Genomic DNA, 26,836 nt, shown 5'->3' with positions numbered 1-26,836 from the left:
ATCTCACCATAAAGTTACCATGTCATTTGCTCAACTCGGCTTGTCCGATGCCATCGTTCGTGCGGTTACCGAACACGGCTACACTGTCCCGACCCCGATCCAGACCCAGGCGATTCCCGCTGTCCTGAACGGCGGCGACCTGCTGGCCGGCGCCCAGACCGGCACCGGCAAGACCGCCGGCTTCACGCTGCCGATCCTGAACCGCCTGTCGACCGACAAGGTCGGCGCCGCCCTCACCGGCAAGAGCTCGCCCCGCGCGGTGCGCTGCCTGATCCTGACCCCGACCCGCGAACTGGCGGCCCAGGTCGAGGAAAGCGTGCGCGTGTACGGCAAGTACACCAACCTGAACTCGGCCGTGATTTTCGGCGGCGTCGGCATCAACCCGCAGATCAAGCAGCTCAAGCATGGCGTCGACATCCTGGTCGCCACGCCGGGCCGCCTGCTCGACCACATGGAGCAGCGCACCGTCGACCTGTCGAAGGTCGAGATCCTGATCCTCGACGAAGCCGACCGCATGCTCGACATGGGCTTCATCCGCGACATCAAGAAAGTGCTGGCCGCGCTGCCGCCGAAGCGCCAGAACCTGCTGTTCTCGGCCACCTTCTCGGACGAGATCAAGGCGCTGGCCGATGGCCTCTTGAACAAGCCGGCGATGATCGAAGTGGCGCGCCGCAATTCGGCGGTCGAAGTGATCGCCCAGAAGATCCACCCGGTCGACCGCGACAAGAAGCACCCGATGCTGGCGCACCTGATCAAGTCGAACAAGTGGACCCAGGTGCTGGTGTTCACGCGCACCAAGCACGGCGCCAACAAGCTGGTCGAACAGCTGGGCGCGGACGGCATCGGCGCGATGGCGATCCACGGCAACAAGAGCCAGTCGGCGCGCACCAAGGCGCTGTCCGAGTTCAAGGACGGGGCGCTGCAAGTGCTGGTGGCCACCGATATCGCCGCGCGCGGCATCGACATCGACCAGCTGCCGCACGTGGTCAACTACGACCTGCCGAACATTCCGGAAGACTATGTGCACCGGATCGGCCGTACGGGCCGCGCCGGCGCGACCGGCGAAGCGGTGTCGCTGGTGTGCGTGGACGAGCACGACATGTTGAAAGACATCGAAAAGCTGATCAAGCAGAGCCTGCCGCGCCAGGTGATTCCGGGCTTCGAGCCGGATCCGACTGCGCGCGCGCAGCCGATCCAGCTGCGTAGCGGCGCGCCGGGCCATGGCGGCCGCGGCGGCCGTTCGGGCGGCGGTGGCCAGGTCGTCAAGGTGGGCGGCGGACGCGGCACGGCCAAGCCGCGCAGCGCCGGGCCTGCGGGCGCAGGCGGCGGTGGCGGGCGCGGTGCGCGTCCGGCGGCGCCGCACCGCTCGGGCGGCCGCGGCCGCTAGTTCCAAGATTGTCGTACCAGCGAAGGCTGGTACCTATACTGAGCAGGCATCGCCGTACAGCATGCTCAGCATGGGTCCCCGCCTCCGCAGGGACGACGTCTAAGAAGGGGTCAGGTCCGCAGGGCCAGACCCCTTTTTTGCGGCCGCTCAAAAAAATGCTTGACTAAGCAAGTAACTAACATATACTTGCTTCGTCAAGCATTTTTCTTTGGAGCACCCGTCATGATCACCACGCCACCTTCGGTTCCGACCGATTTCTGCCTTCGCCTCGCGCGCGCCCACTCGCTGCTGATCCGCCGTTTCGACAGCGCCCTGGGCAACCATCACGGCCTGAGCTTCGGCGACTATCAGGTGCTGAACCATCTCGCGCGCGCGCCGGGCGGCCGCCTGCGCCGCGTCGACCTGGCCGAGCGCCTTGGCCTGACCGCCTCCGGCGTCACGCGCACCCTGCTGCCGCTGGAAAAAATCGGCCTCGTCACGCGCGAGACCGACCCGCGCGACGCCCGTGTCGGCTTCGCCGCCGTCACGCCCAGCGGCGAGGAACTGCTGCTGAACGCCACCGTCACCGCCGACCAGGTCAGCGCCGAGCTGCTCACCGCCGTCGATCCCACGCAACTGGCCAGCATGACCGACCTGCTTGCCCAGCTCGCCGGCGTCACTCCGGCGCCCGCGCCATGAACGCGCCGGACGCCAAGGCAGCGCTGCTGCGCGAGCCCAACTTCCGCTGGATGATGACCGGCGGCGCCATCTCGATGCTGGGCGACCAGTTCACCCTGATCGCCCTGCCCTGGCTGGTGCTGCAGCTCACGCGCGACCCGCTCACGCTGGGCCTGGTGATCGCCGTGATGGGAATCCCGCGCGCCATCTTCATCCTGATCGGCGGCGCGCTGACCGACCGTTACTCGCCCAAGACCGTGCTGATGCTGACCAAGTACGCCAACGCCATCCTGCTCGGCCTGCTGTCCGTGCTGGTGCTGACCGGCCAGGTCACCCTGCCGCTGCTGTACGCGATCGCCCTCGGCATCGGCCTGGCGTCGGCCTTCAGTATTCCCTCGGGTTCGTCGATGCTGCCCAACGTGGTCGCGCCGCAGCACCTGCACCTGGCCAACGGCATGATGATGGGCATGCGCGTGATGACGTCGCTGGCCGGCCCGCTGCTGGCCGGCGTGCTGATCGCGTTTTCCGGCCACACCGGCGGCGCGGTCGCCGACGCGCGCGGCCTCGGCATCGCCTTCGCCATCGACGCCGCGAGCTTCGCCGTGACCATCTTCACCTTGCAGCGCGTCCAGATGCACGCCGGCGCCGTGCGCGCCGCGCCGCAGCGCGTGCTGCAGGCGGTCGGCAGCGGCCTGGCGATGGTCTGGCGCGACGCCGAGATGCGCAGCGCCTTCCTGTACTGGGGCGTGATCTCGCTGGTCGTCGGCGGCACCATGCAGGTGGCGCTGCCGGTGCTGGCCAGCACCCGCCTGGGCGGCGCCGCCTCGCTCGGGCTGGTGATGGGCGCGCATGGCGCCGGCACCCTGCTCGGCATGGGCATGTCCTCGCTCAGGCCGAACTTCCGCATCGGCACGCTCGGCTCGACGCTGCTGCTGGCCGATGGAGTGGCCGGCGTGCTGCTGCTGTTCATGGGCGTCATCGACGCCGCCTGGCAAGGCGCCGCGCTGATGATGGCGCTGGGCGCGCTGGCCGGCTTCATGCAGGTGGCGGTGTTCACCTGGATCCAGCGCCGCGTGCCGCGCGAGATGCTGGGCCGCACCATGAGCATTTTCATGTTCATCCTGATGGGCCTGGCGCCGCTGGCCGCCTCGCTGACCGGCCTGCTGATGCAGCACCTGGCGCTTGCCCAGTTGTTCTTCGGCGCCGGCCTGTTCCTGGTCGCCGGCGCGCTGCTGGCCTTCGCGCTCACGCCGATGCGCCGCATGAACGATCCGAAATCGGCTACGATACCTGTTCAACAACCCAACGAGGAAACAGCATGATCGAAGGCCTGCGCACCGTCGTTTATCCCGTCACCGACATCGCCGCCGCAACCGCCTGGTACCAGGCCGTACTCGGCCGCGCGCCCTACTTCAACGAGCCCTTCTACGTCGGCTTCGAGGTGGGCGGCTTCGAGCTCGGCCTGATCCCGGACGGCACCCCCGGCCCGGACGGCGCCACCGCCTACTGGGGCACGGCCGACATCAACGCCGAAACCGACCGCATCGTCGGCCTCGGCGGCACGCTGCACTCGCCGCCGACCGACGTTGGCGGCGGCATCAGCGTCGCGTCCATCAAGGACCCGTACGGCAACCAGTTCGGCCTGATCTTCAATCCCCATTTCGACAAGGCCAAGGTCCGCTGAACTTGACTTCGAGCAAGGCGCAGCCGCGATATCGGCGCAGAATGGTCTCGTCCGGCACGCCCTCACGCGCGCCTGAAAGGCCCCATGACTGCCCGCCGTCCCTTGTTCGCCTTGCTGGCCCTGCTTTTCTCCCTGCTGCTGTCCGGCTGCGCCACGAACAATGTGAGCTTGCAGGAAGTGCGCGACTTCGCCGACCAGTCCGCCAAGCTGGGCGCCTACGCCGAGCTGTCGACCCGCTTCCGCGACACCTACTCGCGCGAGCAGCTCTATCTGTCGCCGGCAGCCGCCAAGGTCGGCAAGGAGACCGACGCCAAGCGGCGCGCGGTGTACGAGGACTTCCTGAGCGCGCAAAAAGCGGTGGTGCTGTACATGCAGACGCTGAGCATGCTCGCCGGCGACGCCCGCTACGACCTCGGCGACAAGCTCGACGACCTAGGCAACGGCATCAAGGCCAACACCGAGTCCGGACTGGAGCAGCGCCACGTGCTGGCCTGGACCGGCATGACGCGCCTGCTCACGCGCGCGATCGCGTCCGGCTACCAGGGACGCAGCGTGGAGACCATGGTGCGCGACGGCGACCAGGACCTGCAGACCCTGCTCGACGCGATGCTGACGCTGACGCGCCTGTACGCCAAGACCAACGAGAACGAAAAGAAGACCATCCTCGGCATTTTCGACATCGAAATCCCGATGGCCAACAAGCCGCAGGACCGGATGCTGGTCACGCTGGCGAAGGTGCACTACCTGAACAAATCGGCCGAATACAAGATCCTCGACAAGCGCTACGACCTGGCGCTGCAGGGCCTGACCAAGGTGGCGCTGGGGCACCAGAAACTGCGCGAGAACCTGAGCGAATTGCACCGCAGCGATATCCGCAACATCCTGGCCAGCTATGTACGCGACCTGCAAGTGATCCATGCGGGGCTGACGGGCTCTACCAACTGAACGGAGGCGCGCGATGAACGCAAATACCGAACTGAACGGGCTGGCCACGGTGCCCCAGGTCGAAGCGCTGGCCGACCAGCTGTCCGTCTGCGCCGACGAGCTGCACGCGCGCGTGATGAAGTCGATCAAGTCGCACCAGGGCGATTTCAGCGATGCCGAGCAGGCCACCGCCCGCGCGCTGCTCGACGATGAAGTGCTGCTGCGCCAGCGCGCGAACAGCCTGTATGCGGACGCCGCCACTTATGTCGTCAAGACGCTGGGCCAGTCGCAGCAGCACGTGATGGCGCTGACGGCGGACGCGGCCGAAAAGATCCGCAAGATCGCGATGGTGGGCGACGTGGTCGGGCTGGTGGGCGGGCTGCTGTCGCTGGCCGGCGCCGCAGCGACGGGCCAAGCGGCGCCGATCCTGGCTGCGCTGGAAAAAATCCGCACCCACGTCAAGGCCGTGCAGGCCGATATGCCAAAAAAACCAGCGACGGCGCCGCCGCCACCGGCGTAAGCTGTCGCACCTGCGAAGGCAGGTGCCTATTCTGAGCTCGCTTTAGCGCTTCAGTTTGCTCAGCATGGGTACCTGCCTGCGCAGGTACGACACCAATGCGCCGCAAGCGTGCGCCCATATTCATCCCGGCGCGATCGCGCTACACTGGTGACAGCCCAGTGACCACCGTCGACTCCCATCCCGCCCCCGAAAGGTCTTCCGATGAACGGCCTAGACCAGGAGCAACTTGCGCTCCTGAAATCGATGCTCGAACAGCGCCGCGACGCGCTGTCGGGCGCCTTCGATCCCGACCATCCCGGCGTCCACGACCTGGCGGTGGAGGAAGTGGAAACCTCGCCGGCCGACAAGGCCACGGTGCGCCTGCTCAACGACCTGGCCCAGGAAGCGGCCGACCACAACGTCGCCCAGATGGCCGTCGTACGGCACGCGCTGTCCAAGATTGTCGACGGCAGCTACGGCGAATGCGAGGAATGCGGCAACCCGATCGGTTTTTCGCGCCTGCAAGCCCGTCCCGAAGCGCGCCTGTGCATTGGCTGCCAGACGCGCGCCGAGAAATCACGTTGAGTATTGGCGCGGCGCGCAGCACCGGGGTCTGGTCCCGCGGAGCGACGGGGACGCCGAGTCCCCATCTTGATTTCGCCACAAACTATGTAAACAAGGTGTTCGCAACATGGGGTCAGGTCCGCAGGACCAGACCCCGGCAAGCGCTAGCACATGTGCTGCCCGCCGTTGATGGCGATGTTGGCCCCGGTGATATAGCCCGCGGCGTCCGACGCCAGGAAGGCCACCAGCGCGGCCACTTCGTCGGGGCGGCCCAGCCTTCCGGCCGGAATCTGCGGCAGGATGGTCGATTTCAGAATCTCGTCCGGCACCTGGGCCACCATCTTCGTGTCCAGGTAGCCGGGCGACACCGTGTTGACCGTGATCCCGTGGCGCGCCACTTCCAGCGCCAGCGACTTGGTAAAGCCGTGCATGCCGGCCTTGGCCGCAGCATAGTTGACCTGGCCGAAGGCGCCCTTCTGGGCATTGACCGAGGAAATATTAACGATGCGGCCCCAGCGCTGTTCGAGCATCGGCTCGAGCGCCTGCTTGCTCACGTTAAATACGCTGTCGAGATTGGTGCGCAGCACGCCGGCCCAGTCGTCGGGCGACATCTTGCGCAAACTGCGGTCGCGGGTAATGCCGGCGTTGTTGATCAGCACGTCGAGCCGGCCCATTTCGGACAGCAGCTTCTGCATCATCCATTCGACGTCGGCATAGTCGCCCACGTCGACCTTGTAGGCCTTGCAGCGGCAGCCCTCGTCGCGCTGCGCCGCCAGCCAGCCTTCCGGGCTGGTGTTGTACGGCGAATAGGTCGTTGCCACCCTGAACCCGGCCGCGTCCAGTTGCCGGCACAGCGCCGTTCCCAGTCCGCCCATGCCTCCCGTCACCAATGCCACCCTGACTTTTTCCATCGCCCCGCCCCCAAAATAGTTGTCCGTTGCACACCGCAGCCGCGGCGCGAACAACAAGTCTAGGAGTGCTAATGAGGCGCAATATTGAGCAAGATCAAAGCCTGGATGACAGGAAACTAACAGTTGACAAGATCAGGGAATCAGCACAGGCACGCTGAGCGGATCGAAGTCGACCCAGTCGCCGTCGACGATGCTGCCGTCGCCGCGTTCGATATGGTGAGCGCCCAAGTCGCGCAGCACTTCCAGCGCGCGCGCTTCGCGGGCAGGATCGTCGATGGCGACGGCCACCAGCATGCCCGGCTTGCGCGGCTCGACGTTCTCGCCGCCCTCCTCGTCCTCGTCGCCCTCTTTCATTTTGGCAAGACTGTACAGCGAGCCGACGTGGGCGCCGACCAGCCCGCCGACAATCGGGCCGACCGGGCCGGTGACGATCGAGGTCGCCGCGCCCAGCGCCACGCCGACCACGCCGCCGGCCGCCGTGCCTTCGAGCACGCCGATTGGGGTTTCCTTGGCGCCCGGCGACTGCAGGTGGTCGCCGCCGATCGGGGTCATGTCGTGCTGCCCCGGCTGGTTGACGAAGAAGGCGCTGATGGATTGCTCAGGAAAGCCGGCGCCGATCAATTCTTCGCGCGCGCGGTCGATTTCCTCCTGGAGTTGAAAGTGGCCTGCAATGATCATCGACATGGCTGCGCTCCTCCGTTGTTGGTATCACAATCATGCGCCGGCGCCCGGCCGAGTTCTGTACGCCAGCGTACCTAGCGCCACTGGCCGTAGCCCGGCTCCACATACGGCTCGGGCGCCGGCGCGTCCTGCCACTCGCGCGGATCGACCCGATAATATTTGGCAAATTCGTCAAACAGGGCCGGATGGCGCTCCGAAAGCTGCCACGGCTTCTCGAAAAACGTCTCGGTGGCAACCGCAAAGAACTCCGCCGGACTGGAGGCGCCGTAATGGTCCAGGACACTTTGATGATGGAACATCGCATCGGCGCGCAAATCCTCGAAGTGGCGCGACAGCACTTGCGACCAGCTGCGGTAGCTTTCCTGGCTGCCCAGGTAAGGCGCGCCATTGTTGCTGCCCGACTCGCTGTCTAACTGGTGGGCGAATTCGTGCAGCACCACGTTCTGGCCGTCGGTCCAGTCCTGAGCGCCGCGCCGCACGTGGTCCCACGACAGCACCACTCGGCCGTCGCCCCAGGATTCGCCCAGCAGATCCTGGCGCGTCTCGGTGACGACGCCGGCCTCGTCAACATGCTTGCGCGGCACCAGGAAAGCGGTCGGATACACCAGCACCGCGTGCAGGCCCGGGTACACCTTGCTAGGCCGGTTGAGCAGGAGCAGGCAGGCCAGCCCGGCGATCGTCACCCGTACCTCGTCGTCGACGTGCTGCCCTTCGCAGCCGACGAATTTTTTCTGATGGAGAAATTGCTGCACAAGCTTGTGCAGCTGCTGCTGCAAAGGGGGCGCCATGCGCGAATAGATGGGGATGTTGCGTCGAAGGATGGCGCGAAATTCCAGCGGCATCGGCCGCTTGAGGGCGCGTCGCAGGTTCCAGCCGGGATACAGCATGGCTGCGGCGATCAGCGTGGTGATCGCGGTGCTCCAGACCCAGGCTTGCATCGGTAAGACCTTTCTGTCGGCAATTGAAAAGCGCGTGGCCGCGCACTATCCCGAAGGTGGGGATCGTTATTTGCTTTTCAATTGGGGATGCAAAACAGAAAGATGGAGCGGTAAACAGCAGATGGGGTCAGGTCCGCGGGACCAGACCCCGGCTTCGTGCCGCGGCGCCGGCTTTATCGGGGTCTGGTCCTGCGGACCTGACCCCATCTTGCCGTTAAGCGTGTTCCTTGGTCGCCGACGGCGCCGCGCCGAACAGGGCGGCGACCAGCGGATCGCGCGCCACCGGGCTGCGGTTCACGCGAATCGCATAGTGGGTGTCGTCCGCCAGGATGTGGAAGTGGCGGCCGGTGCCGGCCATGCTCTGCTCGCGCAGGCCCGGACGCTCCTTGCGCGGGGCGGCGCCTTCGCGCTTCGGCTGGACAATCGCGGCCAGGAAGGCCTTGACCCGGTCTGGATCCGGCGAAATCTGGTACACCGCCTTGCCCAGGTAGGTGGCCGTGCCCTCGATGTAGCGCGCCAGCTCGATGACGCCCGCTTCGCGCAGGTCGCGGATGTATTTACGTGCGCCGGACGGCGAGAACTTCAGGAACCAGGCGATTTCGTCGGCCAGCATTTCGTGAGTGGACAGTTCGCCGATCAGCTTTTGCATGTTTTCAATGCGGCGCTGGGTGGCCGAGGTGGAGCGTACGCGCTCGATCGGCGCCATCGAAATCGGTGCGCGTTCGGCCGGCTGTGGCGCTACGCGCTCGATCAGTGCCGAATTGCCGGAAGAGTGCATTACGCCCAGGTCGCTTTGCGTTGCGTTTTGCTTGGTCGGTGCATGCATGTTGGTACTCCATGAATGAGATGTCATTGGTCCGGATCGCGTCGTTTTGTCGTGTGTCTGTTTGACCAGTACAACAACTTTGCGGTTCCCCTTAGCTTGATGACAGCTTGCCTGTGTCAAGGACAACGGTCTGTGCGCCATCGAACATTTCCCAAAATTACTTTTATCGCCACAAGAAAGTCTCCGCACGCAACTGTGTGCGTTGGCGTACAGATTGCCTGTAATGACTTCATTAAGCTGGGGCCGTTCGCGTGCAATTGCGTCCGCTTCACGATTGAGAAGTAAAAACTTAACTAAAGGAAACCACCATGAAAACCACCGTGCTCGTAGCAATGCTCGCTGTGATCGGCCTGACCGCCTGCGAAAAAACCACCGTCAACCCGCCTGCGACCACCGTCGTCCAGCCGACCACCACCGTCGAGAAGCCAGTGGCCGTGCCTGGCCCGGCAGTGCCGGTGCCAGTGCCTGTTCCAGGCCCGGCCGGTGCGCCTGGCGAAAAAGGCGAAAAGGGTGAGCCAGGCAAGCCAGGCGACGCCGTGATCGTGGTTCCAGAGAAGCACTAAGCAACTCCTTGCAGCGCCGATCGCGCCGCCCCGGACTTCTTGTCCGCGGCGGCGCGATTTTTTTCGCGGTCGCCTTATTCCCGATAAACTTGCATCTTTGAACAGTATTACCAGGAATTTGATGCGCGCCAGATTTCTCCTCCCTGCCCTGCTGCTGCCTCTGACCGCCATGGCCGGCCCCGCCGGTTCCGACGTGCTGGTCGATCTGCTGGCGGTGCCCGGCAGCGCCGGCTTGGGCGCCCTCCAGCGCCTGGCCTACCAGCCTTATCGCGGCGCCACCGTCAGCCAGGACCTGGTGCCGCTGTACATGTACGAGGGCGAGCAGTTCTACCTGCACGCCACGCGGGTCGGCATGAAGCTGAGCGAGCGGCGCGACCACGACCTTGAGGTGTTCCTCGACTACCGCTTCGAAGGTTTTCCGGCCGAACAGACCCCGGCGGTGCTGGCCGGCATGATGCGGCGCAGTTCGGGCATCGACGCCGGAATCGCCTACCGCAAGCGCGAACCCTGGGGCAACCTGGACGCCGAAGTGCTGCACGACGCCAACAACCTGAGCCACGGCACGGAAATCCGCCTGGGCTACAGCGTGGACGCCCATTCCAGCCGGCTGCACCTGCGTCCCAGCATCGCGCTGGCGCACCGCAATTCCAGCCTGAACAACTATTATTACGGCGTGCGCCCCGGCGAGACGCGCGCGGACCGCCCGGCCTACCAGCCCGGCCCCGGCGTCGATCTCACGCTCGGCCTGTTTGGCTACTACGAGGTGACCGAGCGCTGGCGCCTGCTGGCCGGGGTCGGCGTGACCCTGCTCGACGCCGGCGTGCGCAACAGCCCGATCGTGGACGACAAGTGGCAGCCCAACGGCCTGGTCGGCGCGGCCTACGATTTCGGCAGCCACAAGCCGTATTCCGAGCCGGGCCTGCCGCTGCGCATGAAGGTGTACGGCGGGCGCGCCACCGAATGCAACTTCCTGCCGGCGGCGACGTTCCGCTGCGGCTCGACCCGCACCCCGGACGACACCCGCATCTGGGGCGTCGATTTCGGCCGGCCTCTGATCGAGCAGGTCAACCGCTGGCCGCTTGACTTCGTCGCCTGGGTCGGCCTGCAGGCGCACGACGAACGCGGCCGCAGCCCGGACGCGCTGCAGCTGAACGCCCACATCAAGGCCTACTACTATGGCTTCCCGTGGCGCGAGCGCATGCGCACCCGGGTAGCGTTCGGCGCCGGCTTTTCGATGGCGCAGCGGGTGCCGCTGGTCGAACTGGAAGACCAGGCGCGGCGCGGCCGCGAGACCTCGCGCTTCCTGAACTATCTCGACCCGTCGCTCGACGTCAACGTGGGCGACCTGTTCCGCGCCAGGCGCCTGAAGCAGATCTGGGCCGGCATCGGCGTGTCGCACCGCTCGGGCATCTTCGGCGCCTCGCAAATCCTCGGCAACATCAACGGCGGCTCGAACTACCTGTACGGCTACGTCGAATCGACCTTGTGAGCTGTGGCGCAAACGCGACACCGGGCGGCCCTGGGTGCGCCAACGCACCGACCCACGGAACTCTCGACCTTAATCTTCATCCAACAGCCTCGATAGACGCTTTGATAATCGATTAATAAATTCGGGAGTATTCAGTGAAAAAAGCTAACAAAATCGCCATGGCGGTTGCCGTTTTCTGTTGCGCCGGGGCCACCCTGGCGCAGGAAATCAATCCATCCTGGTACATCCAGCCTAACGTCGTGGGCGTCAAGCCCGACCGGGATTTCGGCACCGACAAGCGCCATGCGGGCGGCGGTCTCAAGTTCGGCAAGGCAATTTCGCCGATGTGGGACCTGCAGTTCGGCGCCAGCCATGTGCGTGACGAAGACGGCGCTTTCAACTACCACCAGACCCTGGTGGGCGCCGACGCCTTGTGGATGCTCTCGCGCAAAAACTTCCGTCCCTTCGTGCTGGTTGGCGTCGGCGCCCAGCGCGACAAGGTCGATAACCCGCTGCGTCACAACAGCGCCACATCGCCGTACGCCAAGGCCGGCGTCGGCTTCCAGCTGGGCTTTAACGACCAGTGGGCAATGCAGGCCGACTTGTCGACCGTGCGCGGGCGCCTGGACCAGGACGAATTTGGCTTTAGCCGCAGCAACAACAAGTACCTGACGGTCGGCCTGAACTACGCGTTCAGCAAGCCGGCGCCGCCGCCACCGCCGCCAGCGCCGCCGCCTCAGGTGATCGAGCAGCCGGCGCCCGCCCCGGTCGCGCCGCCGCCACCGCCTCCGCCGCCACCGGCGCGCTTCGAGAAAGTCACGATGTCGTCGACCGAACTGTTCGAGTTCAACAGCTCGCGCCTGCGCATGCCGCAGCCGAAGCTCGATGACATTGCTGCCGCGCTGACCGCCGACCCGAGCATCACCGACGTCGACATTACCGGCCACGCCGACCGCATCGGTTCGTCCGCCTACAACATGAAGCTGTCGACGGCGCGCGCCAATTCGGTGCGCGACTACCTGGTCTCGAAAGGCATCGACGGCAAGCGCCTGAAAGCCTACGGCAAGGGTGAAACCATGCCGGTCGTCACCTGCAACAACAAGAAGCGCGCCGACTTGATCAAGTGCCTCGAGCCGAACCGCCGCGTGGAAGTCGAGCAGATCACCGTCGAACGCCGCGTGCAGTAACTTCCTGCGCATCGACGTCACTGATCTGACCTGAATGGGCCCCGCGGGGCCCATTTTTTTGCAATCCGAGGAGAGCGGGATGGAAATGAAACAATGGATGCCGTACTCGCGCCAGCTGGTGACGGTGATGCGTTGCGCCGTCACCGAATGGTTCGAGCATCGCTGCGGCAGCAAGGGCGCGGCGCTGGCGTTCTACACCCTGTTTTCGATGGCGCCGATCCTTGTGCTGGTGCTGGCGGTGGCCGGATTCTTCTACGGCGCCGAGGCGGCCCAGGGCCAGCTGTTCGGCCAGCTCAAGGGCTTGCTGGGTGAAAAAGGCGCGGCCGCGATCCAGCTCTTGCTGGCCGGCGCGCGCAGCCACGACAGCGGCCTGAAGGCGACCTTGATCGCCTCCGTGCTGCTGCTGGTGGGCGCCACCACCGTGTTCGCCGAACTGAAGGACAGCCTGGACGAAATCTGGGGCGCGCCCAAGCTGACCGGTTCGACCTGGTGGGACGTGATCCGCACACGGCTGTTCTCGTTCGGCCTGATCCTGGTGCTGGCATTCCTGTTGATCGTCTCGCTGTCGGTCAGCGCCGCGCTCGCCGTACTGGAAAACTATGTCGGCGGATTGTGGAAGGAAGCGACCGTGGTGCTCAGCTGGGTCGCCAAAGCGATCAGCTTCGCGGTCATTGCCGTGCTGTTCGGCGTGATCTACAAGCTGCTGCCGCGCATCAAGCTGGCGTGGCGCGACGTCATGATGGGAGCGCTGGGCACGGCGGCCATGTTCGAGCTGGGCAAATTCGCGATCGGCCTATACATCGGCAACAGCGGCGTGGCCGACAGTTTTGGCGCGGCCGGCTCGACCATCGCGATTTTGCTGTGGGTGTACTACTCGGCGCAGATATTCTTTCTCGGCGCCGAGTTCGCGCGCCAGTACGCGGCGCAGCTGGGCAGCCTGCGCCACAAGTCGGACGCGGAGACGGGTGTCGACACGACAAAGAGCAAGAGCGCTGGCCGCGCCGCGCGCACCGCCTATCCGATCGAGAAGTAGCAGCATGGTGTGTCGGAGTCGCGTGCCATGCCGGGGTCTGGTCCTGCGGACCTGACCCCATCTTCAGACTCTCCGCCACACTATTAGCCGTCTCTCATAACGTTCTCCAGCGCCGAAATGAGGGTCGCGCCGCAACTGACCTTATGCCCATGCAACGCCACTGCCCTGCCGTCGATCGTCCAGTGCGGATCGCCCTCGATGATGACGCAATTCGTGTGCCCGGCTATCGGACAGCTGCACGTATCATTCATTCGCGCCAGTGGTTTCCCCATGACGTCTGTTTGTTCCGCGGCCGAGGTCACCTTGCCGCCGTGACTAGTCGCATCGTCTAAACGTATTGGAGCGGGCATCGGATTACCTCATGCGGTGTTAGCCTCGTCCCGACCTCCAGGGACGGGAGCGAACCGGCAGGCCGGCTTCATCGGGCCGGATTGAAGTCGAACACAAAGAAATTCTTGCGCACCCCGCTGGGCGGGCTCGGCGTGACGACCGTAATCGTGGCCTCGTCGTTCTGGCGCAGGTTCAGCGTCATGCTGGTGTCGTTCTTCTGATAGCCCGCCATGGCCGCCAGGGCCCACTGCACGAACGGGCTGGCCGCGCCGGTATTGCCGATTCGCGCGGAAATGTCATATCCCTGCTCCGGCTTGAACAGGTCGAAGCCTGGAAGGCTGTGGTAGGCCGCGACTGTGAAAGGCACAACATGCCGACCGCTTGCGGGGCCCGCGGTGTCGTAGAACACGCGCGCCGGTTTGCCGCCGGGGACGTCGCGCAATGCGGCGTCGAGCCCAACCTTAAATGCAGCTTGCTGCTCCTGCTCGTGCATCAGGCTGGCCTTTTGCGCCGGGTCGAACGTCGGCTTGCCGTGTTTGTCTTTACGGTACGTGACACGGACCGGCCGGTGCACAACCGCAATCGTAGGCAGCCGATCGAACTGGCTGAGTTGCTCGGCGGTCCAGGGCGTGGGCAGATATTGGCTCGGCTTGAACACCACCTTTGTCGGCTCAGGCTTGCCAGCACCGCGGGCGGCGGCGCGGGCGGCGTTAAGTTGCCGGTCACGTTCGGCGAAGAATTGCGCATTGCGATCTCCATTCGCAGCGGTCGCGTACGGGCGCAACGCGTCGACGCGTTCGCGACGGGCCAGTACTAGGGTAACCATCGACTCAGTCATGCTGTCGAAACGGCGCGGGCCTTCTTCCCAATATTTCTCACGAGTCATGTCGCCAGTCATGGAACGAGTCATATCGCCATCCGCGGCAAAGATCAGCAAGGCCGGCACGTCCGGATTCTGATCGAAGAACTGAAAGGCGCGTTCCAACACCTCTTCCGGTTCGTCGAGGAAGACCGATCCAAGCGAAGCAATCCGGTGATAGTGCATTCCCGCAGGCATCCTCAAATCATTGGCCCGGTCATTAAAATAGTCGAAGTTTGTTTTACCGAAAATACTCGGGACCTCGGGATCATCGCAGTGCGACCACGCGCTGATGCTCGGAATCGGCCACCATTCAACAAAGTGGTTCGCACCTGCTTCAAATGCATCTGCGCTGCGCTTTCCCGTCGCAAGATCTTTAATCGTGACGTTTGTTGGGTAACGACTCAAATCAGAAGGTAATATCGATCCACCCGGATGCTTTTGCATCTCAATCCATACCTGCGCCTGCCGAAACATTTCAACGGATAGCCCGACGCCCATTACATCGAGAGTAGTAACACGGGGATTCGAATTGGTGTCTGAGGCAGTCATAACAGCCGTCATCCTAAAGGGATTGGTTGTCGCCGCGCTGGAGTGGCGAGATGCCGGTTGTACCGCTAGCGCCGTACACGCCGTGAGCGATGCAAGAAATCCAAGAGCAAATCGGGAGCATTCCATGGCGACTCTCGCGTTCCAGTGGTCAACGGCGAGTTGATGGATCGACATCATCGAGTTGGATTGAAGTCGAAGACAAAGAAATTCTTGCGCACCCCGCTGGGCGGGCTCGGCGTGACGACCGTAATCGTGGCCTCGTCGTTCTGGCGCAGGTTCAGCGTCATGCTGGTGTCGTTCTTCTGATAGCCCGCAATGGCCGACAAGGCCCACTGCACGAAGGGGCTGGCCGCGCCGGTGTTGCCGATTCGCGCGGAAATGTCGTATCCCTGCTCCGGCTTGAACAGGTCGAAGCCAGGCAGGCTGTGGTAGGCCGCGACCGTGAACGGCACGACATGCCTGCCCGTTGTCGGGCCGGCGGTATCGTAGAACACGCGTGCCGGTATGCCGCCGGGTACGTCGCGCAGCGCCGCGTCGAGCCCAACCTTGAATGCAGCCTGCTGCTCCTGCTCGTGCATCAGGCTGGCCTTTTGCGCCGGATCGAATGTCGGCTTGCCGTGCTTGTCTTTACGGTACGTGACACGGACGGGCCGGTGCAGGACCGCAATCGTAGGCAGCCGATCGAACTGGCTGAGTTGCTCGGCGGTCCAGGGCTTTGGCACGAACCGGCTGGGCTTGAACTCAAGCTTCGTCGGCTCAGGCTTGCCGGCAGCGCGCGCAGCGGCGCGAGCTGCATTCAGCAGGCGGTCACGTTCGGCGAAGTACTGAGCATTGCGGTCACCCATAGCGTTCGCCACAAATGGGCGAATCGCATCGACGCGATCGCGGCGCGCCAAAACTAGCGCCACCATCGACTCCGTCATGCTACCCACGCGGCGTGGGCCCTCTTCCCAATAAGGACGGCGGCTTACCTCTCCAGTGTATTGGCGGATCATATCGCCATCGGAGGCGTAAAGAAGTAAAGCAGGAACTTCGGGGTTTTGTTCGAAAAACTGAAAGGCGCGCTCAAGAACGTCCTCTGGGTCGTCCAAAAAAATTGAGCCGAGCGACACAATCTGATGATGATGCATGCCCGCCGGCATCCTCAAATCGTTGACACGATCATTGAAGAAACCGAATGAAGTCTTTCCACCAAAGTAGGTTTTAGTGGTTTCTTTTTTGTCGCAATGCGCCCATATACTGATGCTGGGAATCGCCCATTGCTCCACGAAACGGCTCGCGCCCCGCTCCAGCACATCGGCGCTGCGTTTCTCAGAAATCAAGTCCTTCATCGTATAGTTAGACTCAAATGCACTCAAGTTTTCCGGCAAAATCGATCTTCCCGGATGCTTTTGCATCTCCACCCACGCATGTGCTTGCCTGAACATCTCGACGGACAATCCAACTCCCAAGACATCTAGGGTTTCGATGGGTGTCGCCATGCCGGCGTTTGCGGGGACCATAATTGCCTTATCCTTGAATGGGGAAATCGTTACGTTGCTGAATTCAGTTGTTGGCTGTAAGGCGAACGCCGTACACGCGGAAAATGAGGCAATGAATCCAAGAGCAATTCGAAATAGTTTCATAGCGTCTCTCCTACCTCAGTAGCTTGCCGGAAGCCCTTTCTGCAACCGTATGGCTTACCATCAATTTGGGCGGTGGCAAGCTAGCTTTGTCGTTCTTGACGATGTCGTCCGGCAGAACACCGTTTGTGAAATAAGCAAATGTTGCGACGATCAGGGCCTTCGCACTTTCGTCCTTTTCCAGTGAGTAGTGCTTCAGAATATTTTTCGATTTCGGATTGTCTTCGTTCACCTCCATCTTTCTCCAATTGGTCCGCCAGTCAGCCACCGCACATAAATAATCCAGATACGCTTTGTCGTCGTCCGAAACGGGAAACGGCGCGCCGAGCGACAGGTCGTATGCAGTCACCCCAGCCGCGTGTGCGGGATTGCCCGGGACCGCCGAGTGATAAGAGCTGGCGTCCGTCTTCGCCTGCCAGCGTGCTCGCGCCTCGTTCGCCGTTTCGGTGCTGTAGGTGCACTTCATTGCGTCAATGTCCACGTAATCGACGCTGACCACGCGCAACCGGTCATCGTCCGATCTCGCCCCCGCGCGTTGACCAGGAAGGCTGGATTCCAATTGACGGATTTCATCGGGAGTGAGCGGAACCGCCCCTCGCCGCGCGCCCGTGCGGAACTCTTTAGCGCGACAGGTGCTGGTGGGGATCGCATCCGTGCCCGCAGCCGTTGCAATGGCCGCATCGATCGGGCTGACGGCCAACTTGCCCGCGTGCCCGCCCTCCCCCGCGGTGAGGATTGCATGGACTTTCGGATTAAGCTCCTCACCAGTTATCTGCCGCGTCGCGCCGCGCTCGATCTCCGCGACGGATGCGGACATCTTGCCGGTTGTCGAATTATCTTCAGTCACTAACCAGACGCCCGACTTCGAACGCAGTTCGTACCGGCACTCAGGCGCCCCTACCTGCAGGATTTTTCCGTCAACCTGACGCGAGGTGAATACGCGCTGGCGAAATCCCTTGCCCAGCGTCGACAACACCGGGATGCGAATATTTTTCTCGATGGACGTATATTCCGCGCCGCCGTCCATGGAGAAGGAACGCACCAATCGAACATCCTTTACCTTGATTTCGTCGGGAACACCCTGCCAGCCTATTCCCTGGACGCTCTTTAAGGCCACCGTGGAATCGTGCGGACAGAAATAGAGATACACCTTGCCCCGATTGTCGCGTTCGGTGAACGGATGGACCTCGCCCATCGCCCATTGTTTCGCGCCTTGCCCGGACTTCCAGTTCGGCCCCGCCACGGCGCTGCCGCACGCGGGGGGGAACTCCAACTCCTTCAGACTGGGCGTAGAGGATTTTCTACCGTAGATGTAGCCTACGATATTGCTGAGCGTCTTGATGCGCGACTGCGTCGTTTGCTGTTCGTAGCCGGTAACGCCGTCCAAGAATTCGAGGGTGGTCTCCTCGACGCTATACGGGGGATCCTGCACGATGAGGGTGTCTGCTGCGTACTGTCCGCCGTCGGCGTCAAGCAAGGCGTGGGCCGCCAGCGAAACCATGCTTCCCTGGCTGTGACAAACCAGGTTGATCGCGACATTCTTGTACCTGGGGTTGTTGCGAATGATCTTGATCAGCATTGCCAGCCGCTTGGCAGCGAGCAGCATATAGTGGCGCGGACAGGCTTTTCTGAGGTTGTGCAACGGATCGCCGACGAACCTTGCCAATATTTCGGAATCCGCGACCTTGCCGTTGAATCCTTCGCCCCACATCGCGTTAAGGCAGGTGGTGGCGTTGGCAAACGGCCCGCCATTCTTCGCGCCGTTCTTATCCAGGCGGTTGCCATAGCGGTCGGTCCACTGCCCATGCCAGTTGTCCTTCTTGATATACGGCTGCCCGGTCTGCGGGTCGATGCCGCCATTCTCGCGCGAGCCCCAGTAGAACGGCACCACCGGACTGTGGGTGTTCCGGTCGGTCGCACGCCGAAAATAGACCGCATCCGGGTCGCTCACGATGCCCTCTTTCCTTGCTTCCGCTGCCGTCGCGGGCGGCATCTTGTAGGTCGCCGGACGCAAGTCGGGCCGCGCGTTCATTCCAAGCTCATGCGCGCGGTCGAGGCGCGCATTCAAGCCTTGGCACAGCCCGGTCTCCTGCGCCGCGTAAGCTTCGCCGACGTCATTGACGCCGTGAACCAGGATGGTGATGCACGGCAGCGGCATCGGTAGCGGCACGTGCTTGACGTCCTTGCCGGGCGTCGTGGTGGCATAGGCGCACGCATCCACCTTGGGTTGTTTGGCCGGTGCAGTCTTAGCGGTCACGTTGGTTCGTCCTTGAGGAATTCAATCAACGCAACGCGCATCTGGTCGTTTTCGGCGAGCGCGGTGCGGCCCTTCGCATCGGTGACGCCTTCATGGACCTGGCCATCGTCCATCGTGATCTTGTATTTTTTGCCGGCGACCGGATTCTTGCTGTTGCCGTAATTGAGCTGGAAGCGCTTGCCGGTATCGGCCTTGCCAAACGCCGGCAGGTCCGCGCCCATCGAGGTCGGCCCCTTGATGCTGTGCGATGCGCCCTTGATGCTGACGTTGCCCGGGCAGTGGATTTCAATATTGCCGCCGGCGAGCTTGATGTAGGCGCCGCCGCTGGTCAGCGTCACATGCTGGTCGGCGGCGATCATCACATGCTTGTGGCTGGACGTGATCCTCACGCTCTGGTCCGCGGCGATCTCGATGTCGTCGTGCTGCGCCTGGATGATGTGCTTGCCCTGGTGCGCGATGCTCTTGATGCCGCCGCCGAAGGCGAACTGGTTGATGCCCTGCCCGGCGTGCAGATGGATGCGCTGTCCCGCGGTGAGGTGTTGGTTGCGGTCGGCGACCAGGTCAAGATGGCCGCCGGCGGCGAAGGTGCCGCTGTCGGGCGTGCCGAGCGCAATCCCGCCCGGCGAGCTGACCGCGAACAGCGGCGTGCCCCCGTTGCCGCCCTTTTCCGCGTTCGAGCCGTGCCCCCAGTCCTTCACCGCCTTGCTCAATTTGCCCTGCGCGGCCTGGTCGCTGGCGCCGCCCTCATGCTGCGCGGCGCACTCGCCCAGGCTCTTGGCCAAGTTCAGCGCGGCCTCCAGGCATACCACCAGTTCCTCGCGCGAGAGCGCGCCTCCGCTCGCCGCGGTGCGCCCGTCGGTGCTGATCAGCAGGCCCTTGTCGGCGCGCAGCGCGCCCCATGCGTCGGTGCGCAGCTCGAATCCTTCGCCGCGCGGCGCGGCGCTACCGGCGTCGCGCGGGTGGCTCAGGTAGCCCAGATTCAGCTGGGTTTTCGCGTGCTCCGATTCGAGCTGGGTCCGGATCTCGCCGGTCGTGTCGTCGAACAGCAGCTGGTTGTAGCCTCGGCCCTGGTGCTCCTTGCTCTTGATGCCGCCCAGCGCCTGGTTGTCCGGCAGCTTGCCAACATTGCTGAACGCGGTCGGCATCTCGAACTGGTTGTTGACGCGGCCGGTGATCAGCGGCTGGTCCGGGTCGCCGTGCAGATGCTCCACCACCACCTCCTGCCCGATGCGAGGAATCAGCGACTCGCCCCACGTGGCGCCGGCCAAGCTGCTGGCGACCCTGATCCAGCACGAACTGTTCTCGTCGTCCGGCCCGTGCCGGTCCCAGTGGAAGTGGACCTTCACCTGGCCGTACTCATTGGTCCAGACCTCGCGCCCGGCCGGCCCGGTGACCACCGCCGTTTGCGGGCCGCTCGCTTTCGGCCGGCGCGCCCGGCGCGCGGGGCGGTACTGTTCCGCGGCGCGCTTGACGACGAAATCGGTGTTCCAGCGCGTGCCCTCGCCGGTCCCCGACCGTTCGCAGTTCTCCTCGAACAGGTAGTTCGCCTCGATGATCAGGTAGGCGTCGTTGCTGGCCGCGTGCGGATGCCGGCACAGGTCGAAGACATACCCCGGCGCGATGCCGCGCACGTTGGTGCTGGCGCGTACCAGTTGCTGGTCGAGCTGTTGCTGCTGGCGCCGCACCAGGGCCAGGCGCTCGCCCTGTGCGCGCTCGGTGTACGCGCCCGACCATTCATAGACTTGCTGATCGCCGTGCTCATTTCGGCAAAGGGCGTTGTGCCCCGTCAGCTGAGCGCGCGCGCGCCGGAAGTCGTAGGAATCGGTGGCGTAGCGTCCCGGCTTGAGCGTCTGCGCGTCGAGCCAGGCATGCACATACTCGCCGCGCATCCCGGCGCTCTGCCCGGGACACAGGAAAGGTATCGACGCATATTGCGCCAGCTTCTCGTGGCTGTAATCGGTGAACACGATGGTGTGGCGGTCCTCGGCGTGCCGGCAGAAATGGTAGATGCCCGCGTCCTCGCACAGGCGCGTCACAAAATTGAGGTCGCTCTCGCCGTACTGCACCACATACGGCCGCGCCGCGTACTGTTCGGTCAGGTTCAATTCGAACGGAAACGGATAGGCGCTCAGGACTTCCTTGACGATGTCGGGCACGCTCTTGTGCTGGAATATCTTGTAGTCGGCGTTCTGGTCCGCCAGCACCAGCCAGCTGCGCAGGCTGGCGTGGTAGCGGTGCTGCAGCTCGGCGCTGCTGTCGGGGCCGAGATAGGCGAAGCCGGTGACCAGGGCGTGGAAGTAGCGCGTGCCGCCGCCGAAGGTCTCGATTTCGATGACGACTGCGGTGCCGAGCAGTTGGCCGGGGTCGAGGTCGGACGCGGGCGACAGCGCTTCGAGCTCGAATTCGCCCACCTGGGACAGGGCTTCGACGCCGCGCAGCGAAGCGAAGCGAAGCTGCTCGCTGCCCAGCGAACTGTGCAACTCGATCGTGCGAAACATGGATGCTCCAGGATGAAGACCGGCGGCGGACGAAACCAAAATTGCGAATCGTTATTGTTGTCTTCGGTAAATCACAAGACAATCCAAAACCGACGGCGGCATGACCACGGTCAACACAGGCCGAGAAACAAAAAAGGGGACAGGTCTGCAGACCTGTCCCCGGTTTTGTCGGCGCCATTCGCTACTCCACGATGCTGCCGAAGCCGCGTTCAACTGCGGGGTCAGGTCCAAGGGACCTCACCCCAAACTCGTCACTCTCCCAACAATTCGGCCACCACTTCCATCCCCTCTACCCGCTCGGCCACGACCTTGAGGATCACCACCACCGGCACGCCCAGCAGCAAGCCCCACACGCCCCACAGCCAGCCCCAGAACAGCAGGCTGACGAACACCGCTGCCGGATTCATGCGCGCGATGCGCCCCGTCATCCAGGTCGCCACCACCGTGCCCACCAGCGTGGCGATCGCCAGCGAGGCGCCCGACACCAGCAGCACCATGCGCAGCGACTCGAACTGCATGAACGCCACCCCGCCAGTGGCAATCGTGATCAGAAGCGGCCCGAAATACGGCATGATGTGCATCAGGCCGGCGAAGATCGCCCAGGCGCCGGCGTTCTCCAGCCCGATCGCCGACAGCGCCATCCACATCAGCAGCGCCAGCAGGCCGTTGGTCACTAGCAGCATGAACATATAGGCCTGGATCGAGGTGTTGATGTCTTCCAGGATGTGCACGGTGACCTTCTTGCGCGTGAGCGAAGGCCCGGTCAACTTGACCAGCTTGCGCTTGAAGGTGTCGCCCGCCAGCAGCAGGAAGAACACCAGGAAAACCACCATCGTCGCCTGGCTGAGGAAAGTGGCCAGGCCCATCGAGCCGGCCAGCACCCAGTCCATCACCTTGAACGTGCTGCCGGTCGCCGCCGCAGCCGGCGCTGCGCGCCGGGCCGCGGCGCGCGCCGCTTCCGCCCCGCCCGACGAGGCGGCCCGTTCGATCTCGCTGGCCGCCGCCTGCACCTGCTGAATCGTGCTCGGCTGCCCGCCCTTGTTATCGGTCAGCAGCTTGGTCACCTTGTGGGTAATCGTCGGCAGCTCGTCGATGATGTTGACGAACTCGTCCTGCACGCGGTACATCGTGCCCGCCAGCGCCGCCAGGATCAGTACGGTAACGAGGGTGGCGCCGATGGCGCGCTTGATGTGCCAACGCTCCAGCCATTGCACGACCGGGCTGAGTGTGTAGGCGATGAACACGCCCAGCAGCAGCGGCACGAGGAATTTTTCCGACCATTGCAGGGCCCACACGAAAGCGACGGTCGCGACGATGCCGATGGCGGTCCCGCGAGCGTTCACGTGCAGGGGGAATTTGAAGGAATGGCCTGGGGCGACGACTTCATCGTCCGGCGCCGGCGCGGGCGCGGTATTGGCGACTGCGGTTTCAGTGGCGGGCGGCAGGTTTGGATCTGCAAGCTTCATCGGTGATCTTTACAAAAAAAATCGCCGCCCACATCACCGGCCCCGAAACCGGGGCAGGCGCGGACAGCGGGGTTATTTAACGCGGATGTCGTTCTTCACCGATACTACACCTTTGACGCCGCGGGCGATGTTGGCGGCCTTCTGGGCGTCCTCAGGCTGGGCCACGAAGCCCGACAGCTGCACGTCGCCCTTGAACGTCTCGACATTGATTTCGGTTGCTTTCAGGGTCGGCTCGTTGAAGATCGACGCTTTCACCTTGAGGGTGATGGCGGCGTCGTCGATGTACTCGCCGGTGCCCTCCTTGGTCGGGGTGGAGGCACAACCGGCCAGGGTGGCGACGAGCGAAGCGGCAAACAGCATGGTAGCGAAGCGGCGTGCGATGTGCATGATAGAACTCCTGGTGGTGGTGGTGGTCAAAAAAGTTCGATGAAACCGCGCGGCTTATTTGCCGAACTGGGTCTTGGCGGCCGACACGCAGCTGTCCTTTGCCGCACCGGCAAACGCGTCGCATTTTTCGCGCGCGACCTTGTACTCCGCCGTACGCTTGTCCTCACGCGCATCGGCGCGCGCCTCGATCGCGCGCTTGTCGGCCTTGGCGTCGGCCTGCGCCGCCACCAGCGCCGCCTTGGCCTGGCTGATGCACACGTCCTTGTCATTGCCGGCCAGCGCGCCGCACTTGGCCCGGTCGAGGTCGTAGTTGGCCGAGGCGATCTTCAGGCGCGACGCCGTGTACGCCTTCAGCGTGTTCTTGTAATAGGCTTCGGCCTCCTGCTCGGCGCGCACGCGCGCCGCTTTCGCTTCCTCGACGCACACGTCTTTCGGGTTGCCGGTGATGGCGTCGCATTGCGCCCGCGCGGCCTTGTAGGCGACCGCGGCATTGTCCTTTGCCTGAGCGTAGGCTGCCTTCGATTCGGGCGTTGGGGCTGCGGCGTGGGCGCCGCCGCAGAAGGCGGCAAGCATGATGATGGCGTGAATTTTTTTCATTATGGTGTGCTCCGTTGGTGTCGATTAGCTACCGTTTTACGCGGAAAGACGGAGCCCTTCTGTACGCTGCCGAACACTGCAATATGGAATCGGCCGGGTCCGCGGCGGGAATGTCAAATGAACACTTTCTGGGTGCGGCACCGCACAGACCGAGGAAATGTTGCCGACTATTCTGAACCTACACTTTTGCCAGGAGAACAATATGAAATCGACTCACACCATTGCCGCACTGATCGTTGCCAGCACCGCCGTCTTGAGCGGTTGCGCCAGCACCACCTCCACCCCGTACGGCTACAACAACGCCGGCTACAACAGCGGCTACAACTCGGGCTACACCAGCAACGTCTCGTCGGGCTACGGCACGATCGATTCGATCCAGGTAGTGCGCGGCACGGCCAGCACCAGCGGCTCCGGTGCAGTCGTTGGCGGCCTCGTCGGCGCGCTGGTCGGTAACCAGGTCGGCAGCGGCAGCGGCCGTACCGCGGCCACCGTCGCAGGCGGCGTAGCCGGCGCGGCGATCGGCAACAACGTCGAAGCGAACCGCAACGCGAACGGCATGGACATGTACCAGATCAATATTCGCATGGACAACGGCGAATGGCGCAGCGTGACCCAGGACAGCGCCTATGACCTGCGCGTGGGCAACCGCGTGCGCCTGGTCGACGGCCGCGTCTACCGCTATTGATCGTGATGGGCCGGCCTGGCCGGCCCTGTACTTGTTCCCACCACATGAAACACCGCATTTATTTTAGGAGCCTCCCATGGGAACCATTCTGCTGATTATTCTTGTCCTCGCGCTGATCGGCGTGCTGCCAACCTGGAACCACAGCCGCAACTGGGGTTACGCCCCGGTCAGCATCACCGGCATTCTGGTGCTGGTGCTGATTTTCATGCTCGTCACCGGGCGCTTGTAAGCAACACCGATGGCCGGCCTTTGCGCCGGCCTTTTGTTTTCGCATCCAAGAACAATAAGGAGCTGCCATGACACAGCCTCACCTGTTTTCCTTGCGCGCCCTGGCTGGCGCCTGCGCCCTGCTCGCCGCGATCGGCGCCGCACATGCACAAACGAGCCAGGAACCCGTATCGACCGACTCCAACGTGCCGCCCGCCACCGCCGCCAAGCAGGCGCGCGAAATGGCCCAGGGCGACCCGGCCCGCTGGTTCCGCGAGAATCCAAGCATGGGTGCGCGCCTGCGCAACCTTCAAAAGGAAATCGGCGCCGCGCTGCAGGAATCACAGGGCGCCTGCCGCAAGATGGCCGGCAGCGAACGCGCCGCCTGCATGCGCGACGCGCGCGCGACCTATCAGCAAGACATGGCCGGCGCCCGCGCCCAGGTCATGGCCGAATTCCAGCAGTAAGGCACGAGCGAGCCACTTCTTTTCACCAACCGATATCGAGGAGGCCTCATGAGCAAGCTGGATCAGGAAGACAGGAAGGAAGTCTCCACAGAGCACTTCGCGTTTCCCAAACAGCGCAAGGAACCGCTCGAGGACGCAAGCCACGTACGCAACGCCATCGCCCGCTTCAAACAGGTCGAGGACGTGACCGACGCGGAGCGGGACGAAGCGTGGAAGCGCATTCGCGCCGCAGCGCGCAAGTTCAATGTGGAACTGCACGAAGGCGACTGGCGCGAGGTCGGCAGCGGCGCGAAGAGCAAGCGCTGAATTGAGACTTCGTGTTCCGCTGTCAGGAAAGGCCGCTGCCGTCCGCAAGCGCGCCGTCGCTCCGGTGCTTTGTCTTCTTCCGCGCTAACGCCCTTGGGACAAACAGGCCGTAGACGATTAGTCCGAAAGCCAGGACGATATAAAAGACGTCGGTGAAATCTACATCTTCAGGATCGACGAACGACTTCCCCGGATCGGTCGGGTCGTAGCGAATCCGGATCGTGGCGTCTGGCTGAAGCTGTTCCAGCGCCGCATCGACAAGGTGCTTGTCGCGGTTACAGGCGACTCTGCTCTTCAACGTCCACCGGGTGGATGAAAATTCCTTGCCAGCGATCGCGTATTGGTAACGCAGCTGGAAACAATATGCTCCGGCTCTGGTCGACTTGTACGCCTCCGTCTGGATGACTTTTGCGTCCGCGCCCGGCCACGCTTTGGATCTTGCCTTGTCGATGACCGTCATCAGCGAGTAGTAGGCGAGTGGCAGCGCGATGATGATACATAGCCATCCGAAGCGCTGAGTCTTTTTCAAATTGAAAGGCTTAGCGCCCATACGAATTCGATCCTCGCATTTGGAACTTCGATCAATTGGGCTGCTTGCTCAAGGGCCAATATGCATCCGAACCGACGCAGCGTTCAATGCGCTGCCCATATGACTTTGACCTGCCCATCCGCCCCGTAACTTTTCAACTGAGACTTCACACCATCAGCAGCTCTGCTAAACACGATGTCCCCTTCCACTCGGTCGCCGGTCCAGTTGAGGGCGACTAATCCGTCGCATGCCCCAGTAAATATTTCGTTATCCGTGTCGTTCCTGTCGAATTTCGCACGCGCTGGCAAAACGTACACCTGCTTGATACACACCGAACCTGGAGATCCCGCAAGCTGTTCGGTGATGACAATCCGGTAGGGCCCCAGAGGGGAAAACAACTCGGTCTGCTTGTCGGGAGCGCCATTTCGCACTACGTGAAGAATAGATAAAGCGGTCAAATATAGAACCGTTGCGCAGCCGATCAGTGACAACGCAATGAGCAGACTCTTCTTTGCGATTCGCATTTTCATCGTCCAGTATCTTTTAACCTTCTACGTTTGAAACTATTAAAAACAGCACAGCGGCGCACCACCGTGGCTAACCAAACAGCTGATCGGCCGCTGCGACAGCAATGAAGATATAACCACACCACACCGACCAGGTGCGGTAACGCCACCCGGTTGCTGTAAAGCTGTCGCGCTTGCGAGACCACAGCGGCAAAAACCACGGGCCGCTGCTATTGCGGGCCGCGA

At 63.4% G+C, this 26,836-nt stretch carries 29 protein-coding genes; 15 read left to right on the top strand and 14 right to left on the bottom strand.

Annotation, left to right across the window (positions count from 1 at the left end; translation table 11 throughout):
* The first annotated feature begins 19 nt into the window (after window positions 1-19).
* The 7 genes from Q4S45_RS04925 to Q4S45_RS04895 all read left to right on the top strand — a co-directional run bounded on the left by Q4S45_RS04925 (window position 20) and on the right by Q4S45_RS04895 (window position 5,736).
* Window positions 20-1,387, top strand: a complete 1,368-nt coding sequence (locus tag Q4S45_RS04925) for a DEAD/DEAH box helicase (protein WP_305509692.1) — start codon at window positions 20-22, stop codon at window positions 1,385-1,387.
* Between the two features lie 222 nt (window positions 1,388-1,609).
* Complete coding sequence (locus tag Q4S45_RS04920; protein ID WP_305509691.1) at window positions 1,610-2,065, top strand: MarR family winged helix-turn-helix transcriptional regulator; 456 nt, start codon at window positions 1,610-1,612, stop codon at window positions 2,063-2,065.
* The gene (locus tag Q4S45_RS04915; protein ID WP_305509690.1) at window positions 2,062-3,366 is read left to right on the top strand and encodes an MFS transporter; all 1,305 of its coding nucleotides are present in this window, start codon (window positions 2,062-2,064) and stop codon (window positions 3,364-3,366) included. The genes Q4S45_RS04920 and Q4S45_RS04915 overlap by 4 nt, the downstream gene beginning before the upstream one ends.
* Entirely contained in the window at window positions 3,363-3,728 is a 366-nt protein-coding gene (locus Q4S45_RS04910; protein WP_305509688.1) for a VOC family protein, read from the top strand. The genes Q4S45_RS04915 and Q4S45_RS04910 overlap by 4 nt, the downstream gene beginning before the upstream one ends.
* Window positions 3,729-3,812: 84 nt before the next feature.
* Window positions 3,813-4,673 (top strand): hypothetical protein, encoded by an 861-nt coding sequence (locus Q4S45_RS04905; RefSeq protein WP_305509686.1) that lies wholly within the window; start codon window positions 3,813-3,815, stop codon window positions 4,671-4,673.
* A 13-nt stretch (window positions 4,674-4,686) separates the two neighbouring features.
* Window positions 4,687-5,172: a hypothetical protein gene (locus Q4S45_RS04900; protein ID WP_305509684.1), complete on the top strand. Its 486-nt coding sequence runs from the start codon at window positions 4,687-4,689 to the stop codon at window positions 5,170-5,172.
* Window positions 5,173-5,373: 201 nt separating this feature from the next.
* Complete coding sequence (locus Q4S45_RS04895) at window positions 5,374-5,736, top strand: TraR/DksA family transcriptional regulator (protein WP_305509682.1); 363 nt, start codon at window positions 5,374-5,376, stop codon at window positions 5,734-5,736.
* Between the two features lie 143 nt (window positions 5,737-5,879).
* Here Q4S45_RS04895 and phbB read toward each other — a convergent pair whose 3' ends face one another.
* From phbB to Q4S45_RS04875, 4 genes are all read right to left on the bottom strand, one after another.
* Window positions 5,880-6,626 carry an acetoacetyl-CoA reductase gene (phbB, locus tag Q4S45_RS04890; protein ID WP_305509680.1) on the bottom strand — a complete coding sequence of 249 codons (747 nt, stop codon included), beginning with the start codon at window positions 6,624-6,626 and terminating at the stop codon, window positions 5,880-5,882.
* 132 nt (window positions 6,627-6,758) lie between these two features.
* On the bottom strand, window positions 6,759-7,310 hold the full coding sequence (locus tag Q4S45_RS04885; RefSeq protein ID WP_305509679.1) for a hypothetical protein: 552 nt from the start codon (window positions 7,308-7,310) through the stop codon (window positions 6,759-6,761).
* A gap of 71 nt (window positions 7,311-7,381) precedes the next feature.
* Window positions 7,382-8,245 (bottom strand): zinc-dependent peptidase, encoded by an 864-nt coding sequence (locus Q4S45_RS04880; protein WP_305509678.1) that lies wholly within the window; start codon window positions 8,243-8,245, stop codon window positions 7,382-7,384.
* 214 nt (window positions 8,246-8,459) lie between these two features.
* The gene (locus Q4S45_RS04875) at window positions 8,460-9,071 is read right to left on the bottom strand and encodes an ArsR family transcriptional regulator (RefSeq protein WP_305509677.1); all 612 of its coding nucleotides are present in this window, start codon (window positions 9,069-9,071) and stop codon (window positions 8,460-8,462) included.
* 308 nt (window positions 9,072-9,379) lie between these two features.
* Here Q4S45_RS04875 and Q4S45_RS04870 point away from each other — a divergent pair, with 308 nt between their 5' ends.
* The 4 genes from Q4S45_RS04870 to Q4S45_RS04855 all read left to right on the top strand — a co-directional run bounded on the left by Q4S45_RS04870 (window position 9,380) and on the right by Q4S45_RS04855 (window position 13,322).
* Window positions 9,380-9,634 carry a hypothetical protein gene (locus Q4S45_RS04870; protein WP_305509676.1) on the top strand — a complete coding sequence of 85 codons (255 nt, stop codon included), beginning with the start codon at window positions 9,380-9,382 and terminating at the stop codon, window positions 9,632-9,634.
* 121 nt (window positions 9,635-9,755) lie between these two features.
* Window positions 9,756-11,123, top strand: a complete 1,368-nt coding sequence (locus Q4S45_RS04865) for a MipA/OmpV family protein (protein WP_305509674.1) — start codon at window positions 9,756-9,758, stop codon at window positions 11,121-11,123.
* A gap of 134 nt (window positions 11,124-11,257) precedes the next feature.
* Complete coding sequence (locus tag Q4S45_RS04860) at window positions 11,258-12,289, top strand: OmpA family protein (RefSeq protein ID WP_305509673.1); 1,032 nt, start codon at window positions 11,258-11,260, stop codon at window positions 12,287-12,289.
* A gap of 79 nt (window positions 12,290-12,368) precedes the next feature.
* Window positions 12,369-13,322, top strand: coding sequence for a YihY/virulence factor BrkB family protein (locus Q4S45_RS04855; protein ID WP_305509671.1), 954 nt, complete (start codon window positions 12,369-12,371; stop codon window positions 13,320-13,322).
* A gap of 83 nt (window positions 13,323-13,405) precedes the next feature.
* Here Q4S45_RS04855 and Q4S45_RS04850 read toward each other — a convergent pair whose 3' ends face one another.
* The 8 genes from Q4S45_RS04850 to Q4S45_RS04815 form a co-directional block, all read right to left on the bottom strand.
* Window positions 13,406-13,594, bottom strand: a complete 189-nt coding sequence (locus Q4S45_RS04850; protein ID WP_374046097.1) for a PAAR domain-containing protein — start codon at window positions 13,592-13,594, stop codon at window positions 13,406-13,408.
* A gap of 146 nt (window positions 13,595-13,740) precedes the next feature.
* Window positions 13,741-14,988 carry a DUF2875 family protein gene (locus Q4S45_RS04845; protein WP_305512049.1) on the bottom strand — a complete coding sequence of 416 codons (1,248 nt, stop codon included), beginning with the start codon at window positions 14,986-14,988 and terminating at the stop codon, window positions 13,741-13,743.
* 248 nt (window positions 14,989-15,236) lie between these two features.
* Entirely contained in the window at window positions 15,237-16,688 is a 1,452-nt protein-coding gene (locus Q4S45_RS04840) for a DUF2875 family protein (protein WP_305509667.1), read from the bottom strand.
* A 10-nt stretch (window positions 16,689-16,698) separates the two neighbouring features.
* Window positions 16,699-18,942: a DUF3274 domain-containing protein gene (locus Q4S45_RS04835; protein ID WP_305509665.1), complete on the bottom strand. Its 2,244-nt coding sequence runs from the start codon at window positions 18,940-18,942 to the stop codon at window positions 16,699-16,701.
* The gene (locus tag Q4S45_RS04830) at window positions 18,939-21,440 is read right to left on the bottom strand and encodes a type VI secretion system Vgr family protein (protein WP_305509663.1); all 2,502 of its coding nucleotides are present in this window, start codon (window positions 21,438-21,440) and stop codon (window positions 18,939-18,941) included. The genes Q4S45_RS04835 and Q4S45_RS04830 overlap by 4 nt, the downstream gene beginning before the upstream one ends.
* Window positions 21,441-21,691: 251 nt before the next feature.
* Window positions 21,692-22,906: an AI-2E family transporter gene (locus tag Q4S45_RS04825; protein WP_305509661.1), complete on the bottom strand. Its 1,215-nt coding sequence runs from the start codon at window positions 22,904-22,906 to the stop codon at window positions 21,692-21,694.
* A gap of 72 nt (window positions 22,907-22,978) precedes the next feature.
* On the bottom strand, window positions 22,979-23,293 hold the full coding sequence (locus tag Q4S45_RS04820; protein ID WP_305509659.1) for a BON domain-containing protein: 315 nt from the start codon (window positions 23,291-23,293) through the stop codon (window positions 22,979-22,981).
* Between the two features lie 54 nt (window positions 23,294-23,347).
* A complete protein-coding gene (locus Q4S45_RS04815; RefSeq protein WP_305509658.1) occupies window positions 23,348-23,890 on the bottom strand; it encodes a hypothetical protein in 543 nt (180 codons plus the stop codon).
* A 202-nt stretch (window positions 23,891-24,092) separates the two neighbouring features.
* On the opposite strand from Q4S45_RS04815, the gene Q4S45_RS04810 reads away from it, so the two are divergent.
* From Q4S45_RS04810 to Q4S45_RS04795, 4 genes are all read left to right on the top strand, one after another.
* Window positions 24,093-24,575: a glycine zipper 2TM domain-containing protein gene (locus tag Q4S45_RS04810; protein ID WP_305509656.1), complete on the top strand. Its 483-nt coding sequence runs from the start codon at window positions 24,093-24,095 to the stop codon at window positions 24,573-24,575.
* Between the two features lie 76 nt (window positions 24,576-24,651).
* Window positions 24,652-24,804 (top strand): DUF3309 family protein, encoded by a 153-nt coding sequence (locus Q4S45_RS04805; RefSeq protein ID WP_305509655.1) that lies wholly within the window; start codon window positions 24,652-24,654, stop codon window positions 24,802-24,804.
* Window positions 24,805-24,871: 67 nt separating this feature from the next.
* The gene (locus Q4S45_RS04800; protein WP_305509653.1) at window positions 24,872-25,249 is read left to right on the top strand and encodes a hypothetical protein; all 378 of its coding nucleotides are present in this window, start codon (window positions 24,872-24,874) and stop codon (window positions 25,247-25,249) included.
* A gap of 48 nt (window positions 25,250-25,297) precedes the next feature.
* The gene (locus Q4S45_RS04795; RefSeq protein ID WP_305509651.1) at window positions 25,298-25,555 is read left to right on the top strand and encodes a DUF6582 domain-containing protein; all 258 of its coding nucleotides are present in this window, start codon (window positions 25,298-25,300) and stop codon (window positions 25,553-25,555) included.
* Between the two features lie 22 nt (window positions 25,556-25,577).
* Here Q4S45_RS04795 and Q4S45_RS04790 read toward each other — a convergent pair whose 3' ends face one another.
* Window positions 25,578-26,105, bottom strand: coding sequence for a DUF3592 domain-containing protein (locus Q4S45_RS04790; protein ID WP_305509649.1), 528 nt, complete (start codon window positions 26,103-26,105; stop codon window positions 25,578-25,580).
* Between the two features lie 83 nt (window positions 26,106-26,188).
* Window positions 26,189-26,614 (bottom strand): hypothetical protein, encoded by a 426-nt coding sequence (locus Q4S45_RS04785; RefSeq protein WP_305509648.1) that lies wholly within the window; start codon window positions 26,612-26,614, stop codon window positions 26,189-26,191.
* Between the last annotated feature and the right edge of the window lie 222 nt (window positions 26,615-26,836).

It is taken from the genome of Massilia sp. R2A-15, assembly GCF_030704305.1.
In the GTDB taxonomy this organism is placed as follows: domain Bacteria; phylum Pseudomonadota; class Gammaproteobacteria; order Burkholderiales; family Burkholderiaceae_D; genus JAFCUW01.
Note: the sequence above shows the minus strand (reverse complement) of the source record. Positions and strands in the feature narration are given on the sequence as shown.

What these genes read in the sequence shown, in the direction of transcription:
- Q4S45_RS04865 (WP_305509674.1), top strand. Translation starts at nt 9,756, where the DNA reads ATGCGCGCCAGATTTCTCCTCCCTGCCCTGCTGCTGCCTCTGACCGCC.
- Q4S45_RS04855 (WP_305509671.1), top strand. Translation starts at nt 12,369, where the DNA reads ATGGAAATGAAACAATGGATGCCGTACTCGCGCCAGCTGGTGACGGTG.
- Q4S45_RS04925 (WP_305509692.1), top strand. Translation starts at nt 20, where the DNA reads ATGTCATTTGCTCAACTCGGCTTGTCCGATGCCATCGTTCGTGCGGTT.
- Q4S45_RS04895 (WP_305509682.1), top strand. Translation starts at nt 5,374, where the DNA reads ATGAACGGCCTAGACCAGGAGCAACTTGCGCTCCTGAAATCGATGCTC.
- phbB (WP_305509680.1), bottom strand. Translation starts at nt 6,626, where the DNA reads ATGGAAAAAGTCAGGGTGGCATTGGTGACGGGAGGCATGGGCGGACTG.
- Q4S45_RS04880 (WP_305509678.1), bottom strand. Translation starts at nt 8,245, where the DNA reads ATGCAAGCCTGGGTCTGGAGCACCGCGATCACCACGCTGATCGCCGCA.
- Q4S45_RS04810 (WP_305509656.1), top strand. Translation starts at nt 24,093, where the DNA reads ATGAAATCGACTCACACCATTGCCGCACTGATCGTTGCCAGCACCGCC.
- Q4S45_RS04875 (WP_305509677.1), bottom strand. Translation starts at nt 9,071, where the DNA reads ATGCATGCACCGACCAAGCAAAACGCAACGCAAAGCGACCTGGGCGTA.
- Q4S45_RS04830 (WP_305509663.1), bottom strand. Translation starts at nt 21,440, where the DNA reads ATGTTTCGCACGATCGAGTTGCACAGTTCGCTGGGCAGCGAGCAGCTT.
- Q4S45_RS04800 (WP_305509653.1), top strand. Translation starts at nt 24,872, where the DNA reads ATGACACAGCCTCACCTGTTTTCCTTGCGCGCCCTGGCTGGCGCCTGC.
- Q4S45_RS04900 (WP_305509684.1), top strand. Translation starts at nt 4,687, where the DNA reads ATGAACGCAAATACCGAACTGAACGGGCTGGCCACGGTGCCCCAGGTC.
- Q4S45_RS04825 (WP_305509661.1), bottom strand. Translation starts at nt 22,906, where the DNA reads ATGAAGCTTGCAGATCCAAACCTGCCGCCCGCCACTGAAACCGCAGTC.
- Q4S45_RS04790 (WP_305509649.1), bottom strand. Translation starts at nt 26,105, where the DNA reads ATGGGCGCTAAGCCTTTCAATTTGAAAAAGACTCAGCGCTTCGGATGG.
- Q4S45_RS04840 (WP_305509667.1), bottom strand. Translation starts at nt 16,688, where the DNA reads ATGAAACTATTTCGAATTGCTCTTGGATTCATTGCCTCATTTTCCGCG.
- Q4S45_RS04845 (WP_305512049.1), bottom strand. Translation starts at nt 14,988, where the DNA reads ATGTTTCGGCAGGCGCAGGTATGGATTGAGATGCAAAAGCATCCGGGT.
- Q4S45_RS04920 (WP_305509691.1), top strand. Translation starts at nt 1,610, where the DNA reads ATGATCACCACGCCACCTTCGGTTCCGACCGATTTCTGCCTTCGCCTC.
- Q4S45_RS04815 (WP_305509658.1), bottom strand. Translation starts at nt 23,890, where the DNA reads ATGAAAAAAATTCACGCCATCATCATGCTTGCCGCCTTCTGCGGCGGC.
- Q4S45_RS04915 (WP_305509690.1), top strand. Translation starts at nt 2,062, where the DNA reads ATGAACGCGCCGGACGCCAAGGCAGCGCTGCTGCGCGAGCCCAACTTC.
- Q4S45_RS04805 (WP_305509655.1), top strand. Translation starts at nt 24,652, where the DNA reads ATGGGAACCATTCTGCTGATTATTCTTGTCCTCGCGCTGATCGGCGTG.
- Q4S45_RS04850 (WP_374046097.1), bottom strand. Translation starts at nt 13,594, where the DNA reads ATGGGGAAACCACTGGCGCGAATGAATGATACGTGCAGCTGTCCGATA.
- Q4S45_RS04820 (WP_305509659.1), bottom strand. Translation starts at nt 23,293, where the DNA reads ATGCACATCGCACGCCGCTTCGCTACCATGCTGTTTGCCGCTTCGCTC.
- Q4S45_RS04870 (WP_305509676.1), top strand. Translation starts at nt 9,380, where the DNA reads ATGAAAACCACCGTGCTCGTAGCAATGCTCGCTGTGATCGGCCTGACC.
- Q4S45_RS04910 (WP_305509688.1), top strand. Translation starts at nt 3,363, where the DNA reads ATGATCGAAGGCCTGCGCACCGTCGTTTATCCCGTCACCGACATCGCC.
- Q4S45_RS04905 (WP_305509686.1), top strand. Translation starts at nt 3,813, where the DNA reads ATGACTGCCCGCCGTCCCTTGTTCGCCTTGCTGGCCCTGCTTTTCTCC.
- Q4S45_RS04885 (WP_305509679.1), bottom strand. Translation starts at nt 7,310, where the DNA reads ATGTCGATGATCATTGCAGGCCACTTTCAACTCCAGGAGGAAATCGAC.
- Q4S45_RS04795 (WP_305509651.1), top strand. Translation starts at nt 25,298, where the DNA reads ATGAGCAAGCTGGATCAGGAAGACAGGAAGGAAGTCTCCACAGAGCAC.
- Q4S45_RS04785 (WP_305509648.1), bottom strand. Translation starts at nt 26,614, where the DNA reads ATGAAAATGCGAATCGCAAAGAAGAGTCTGCTCATTGCGTTGTCACTG.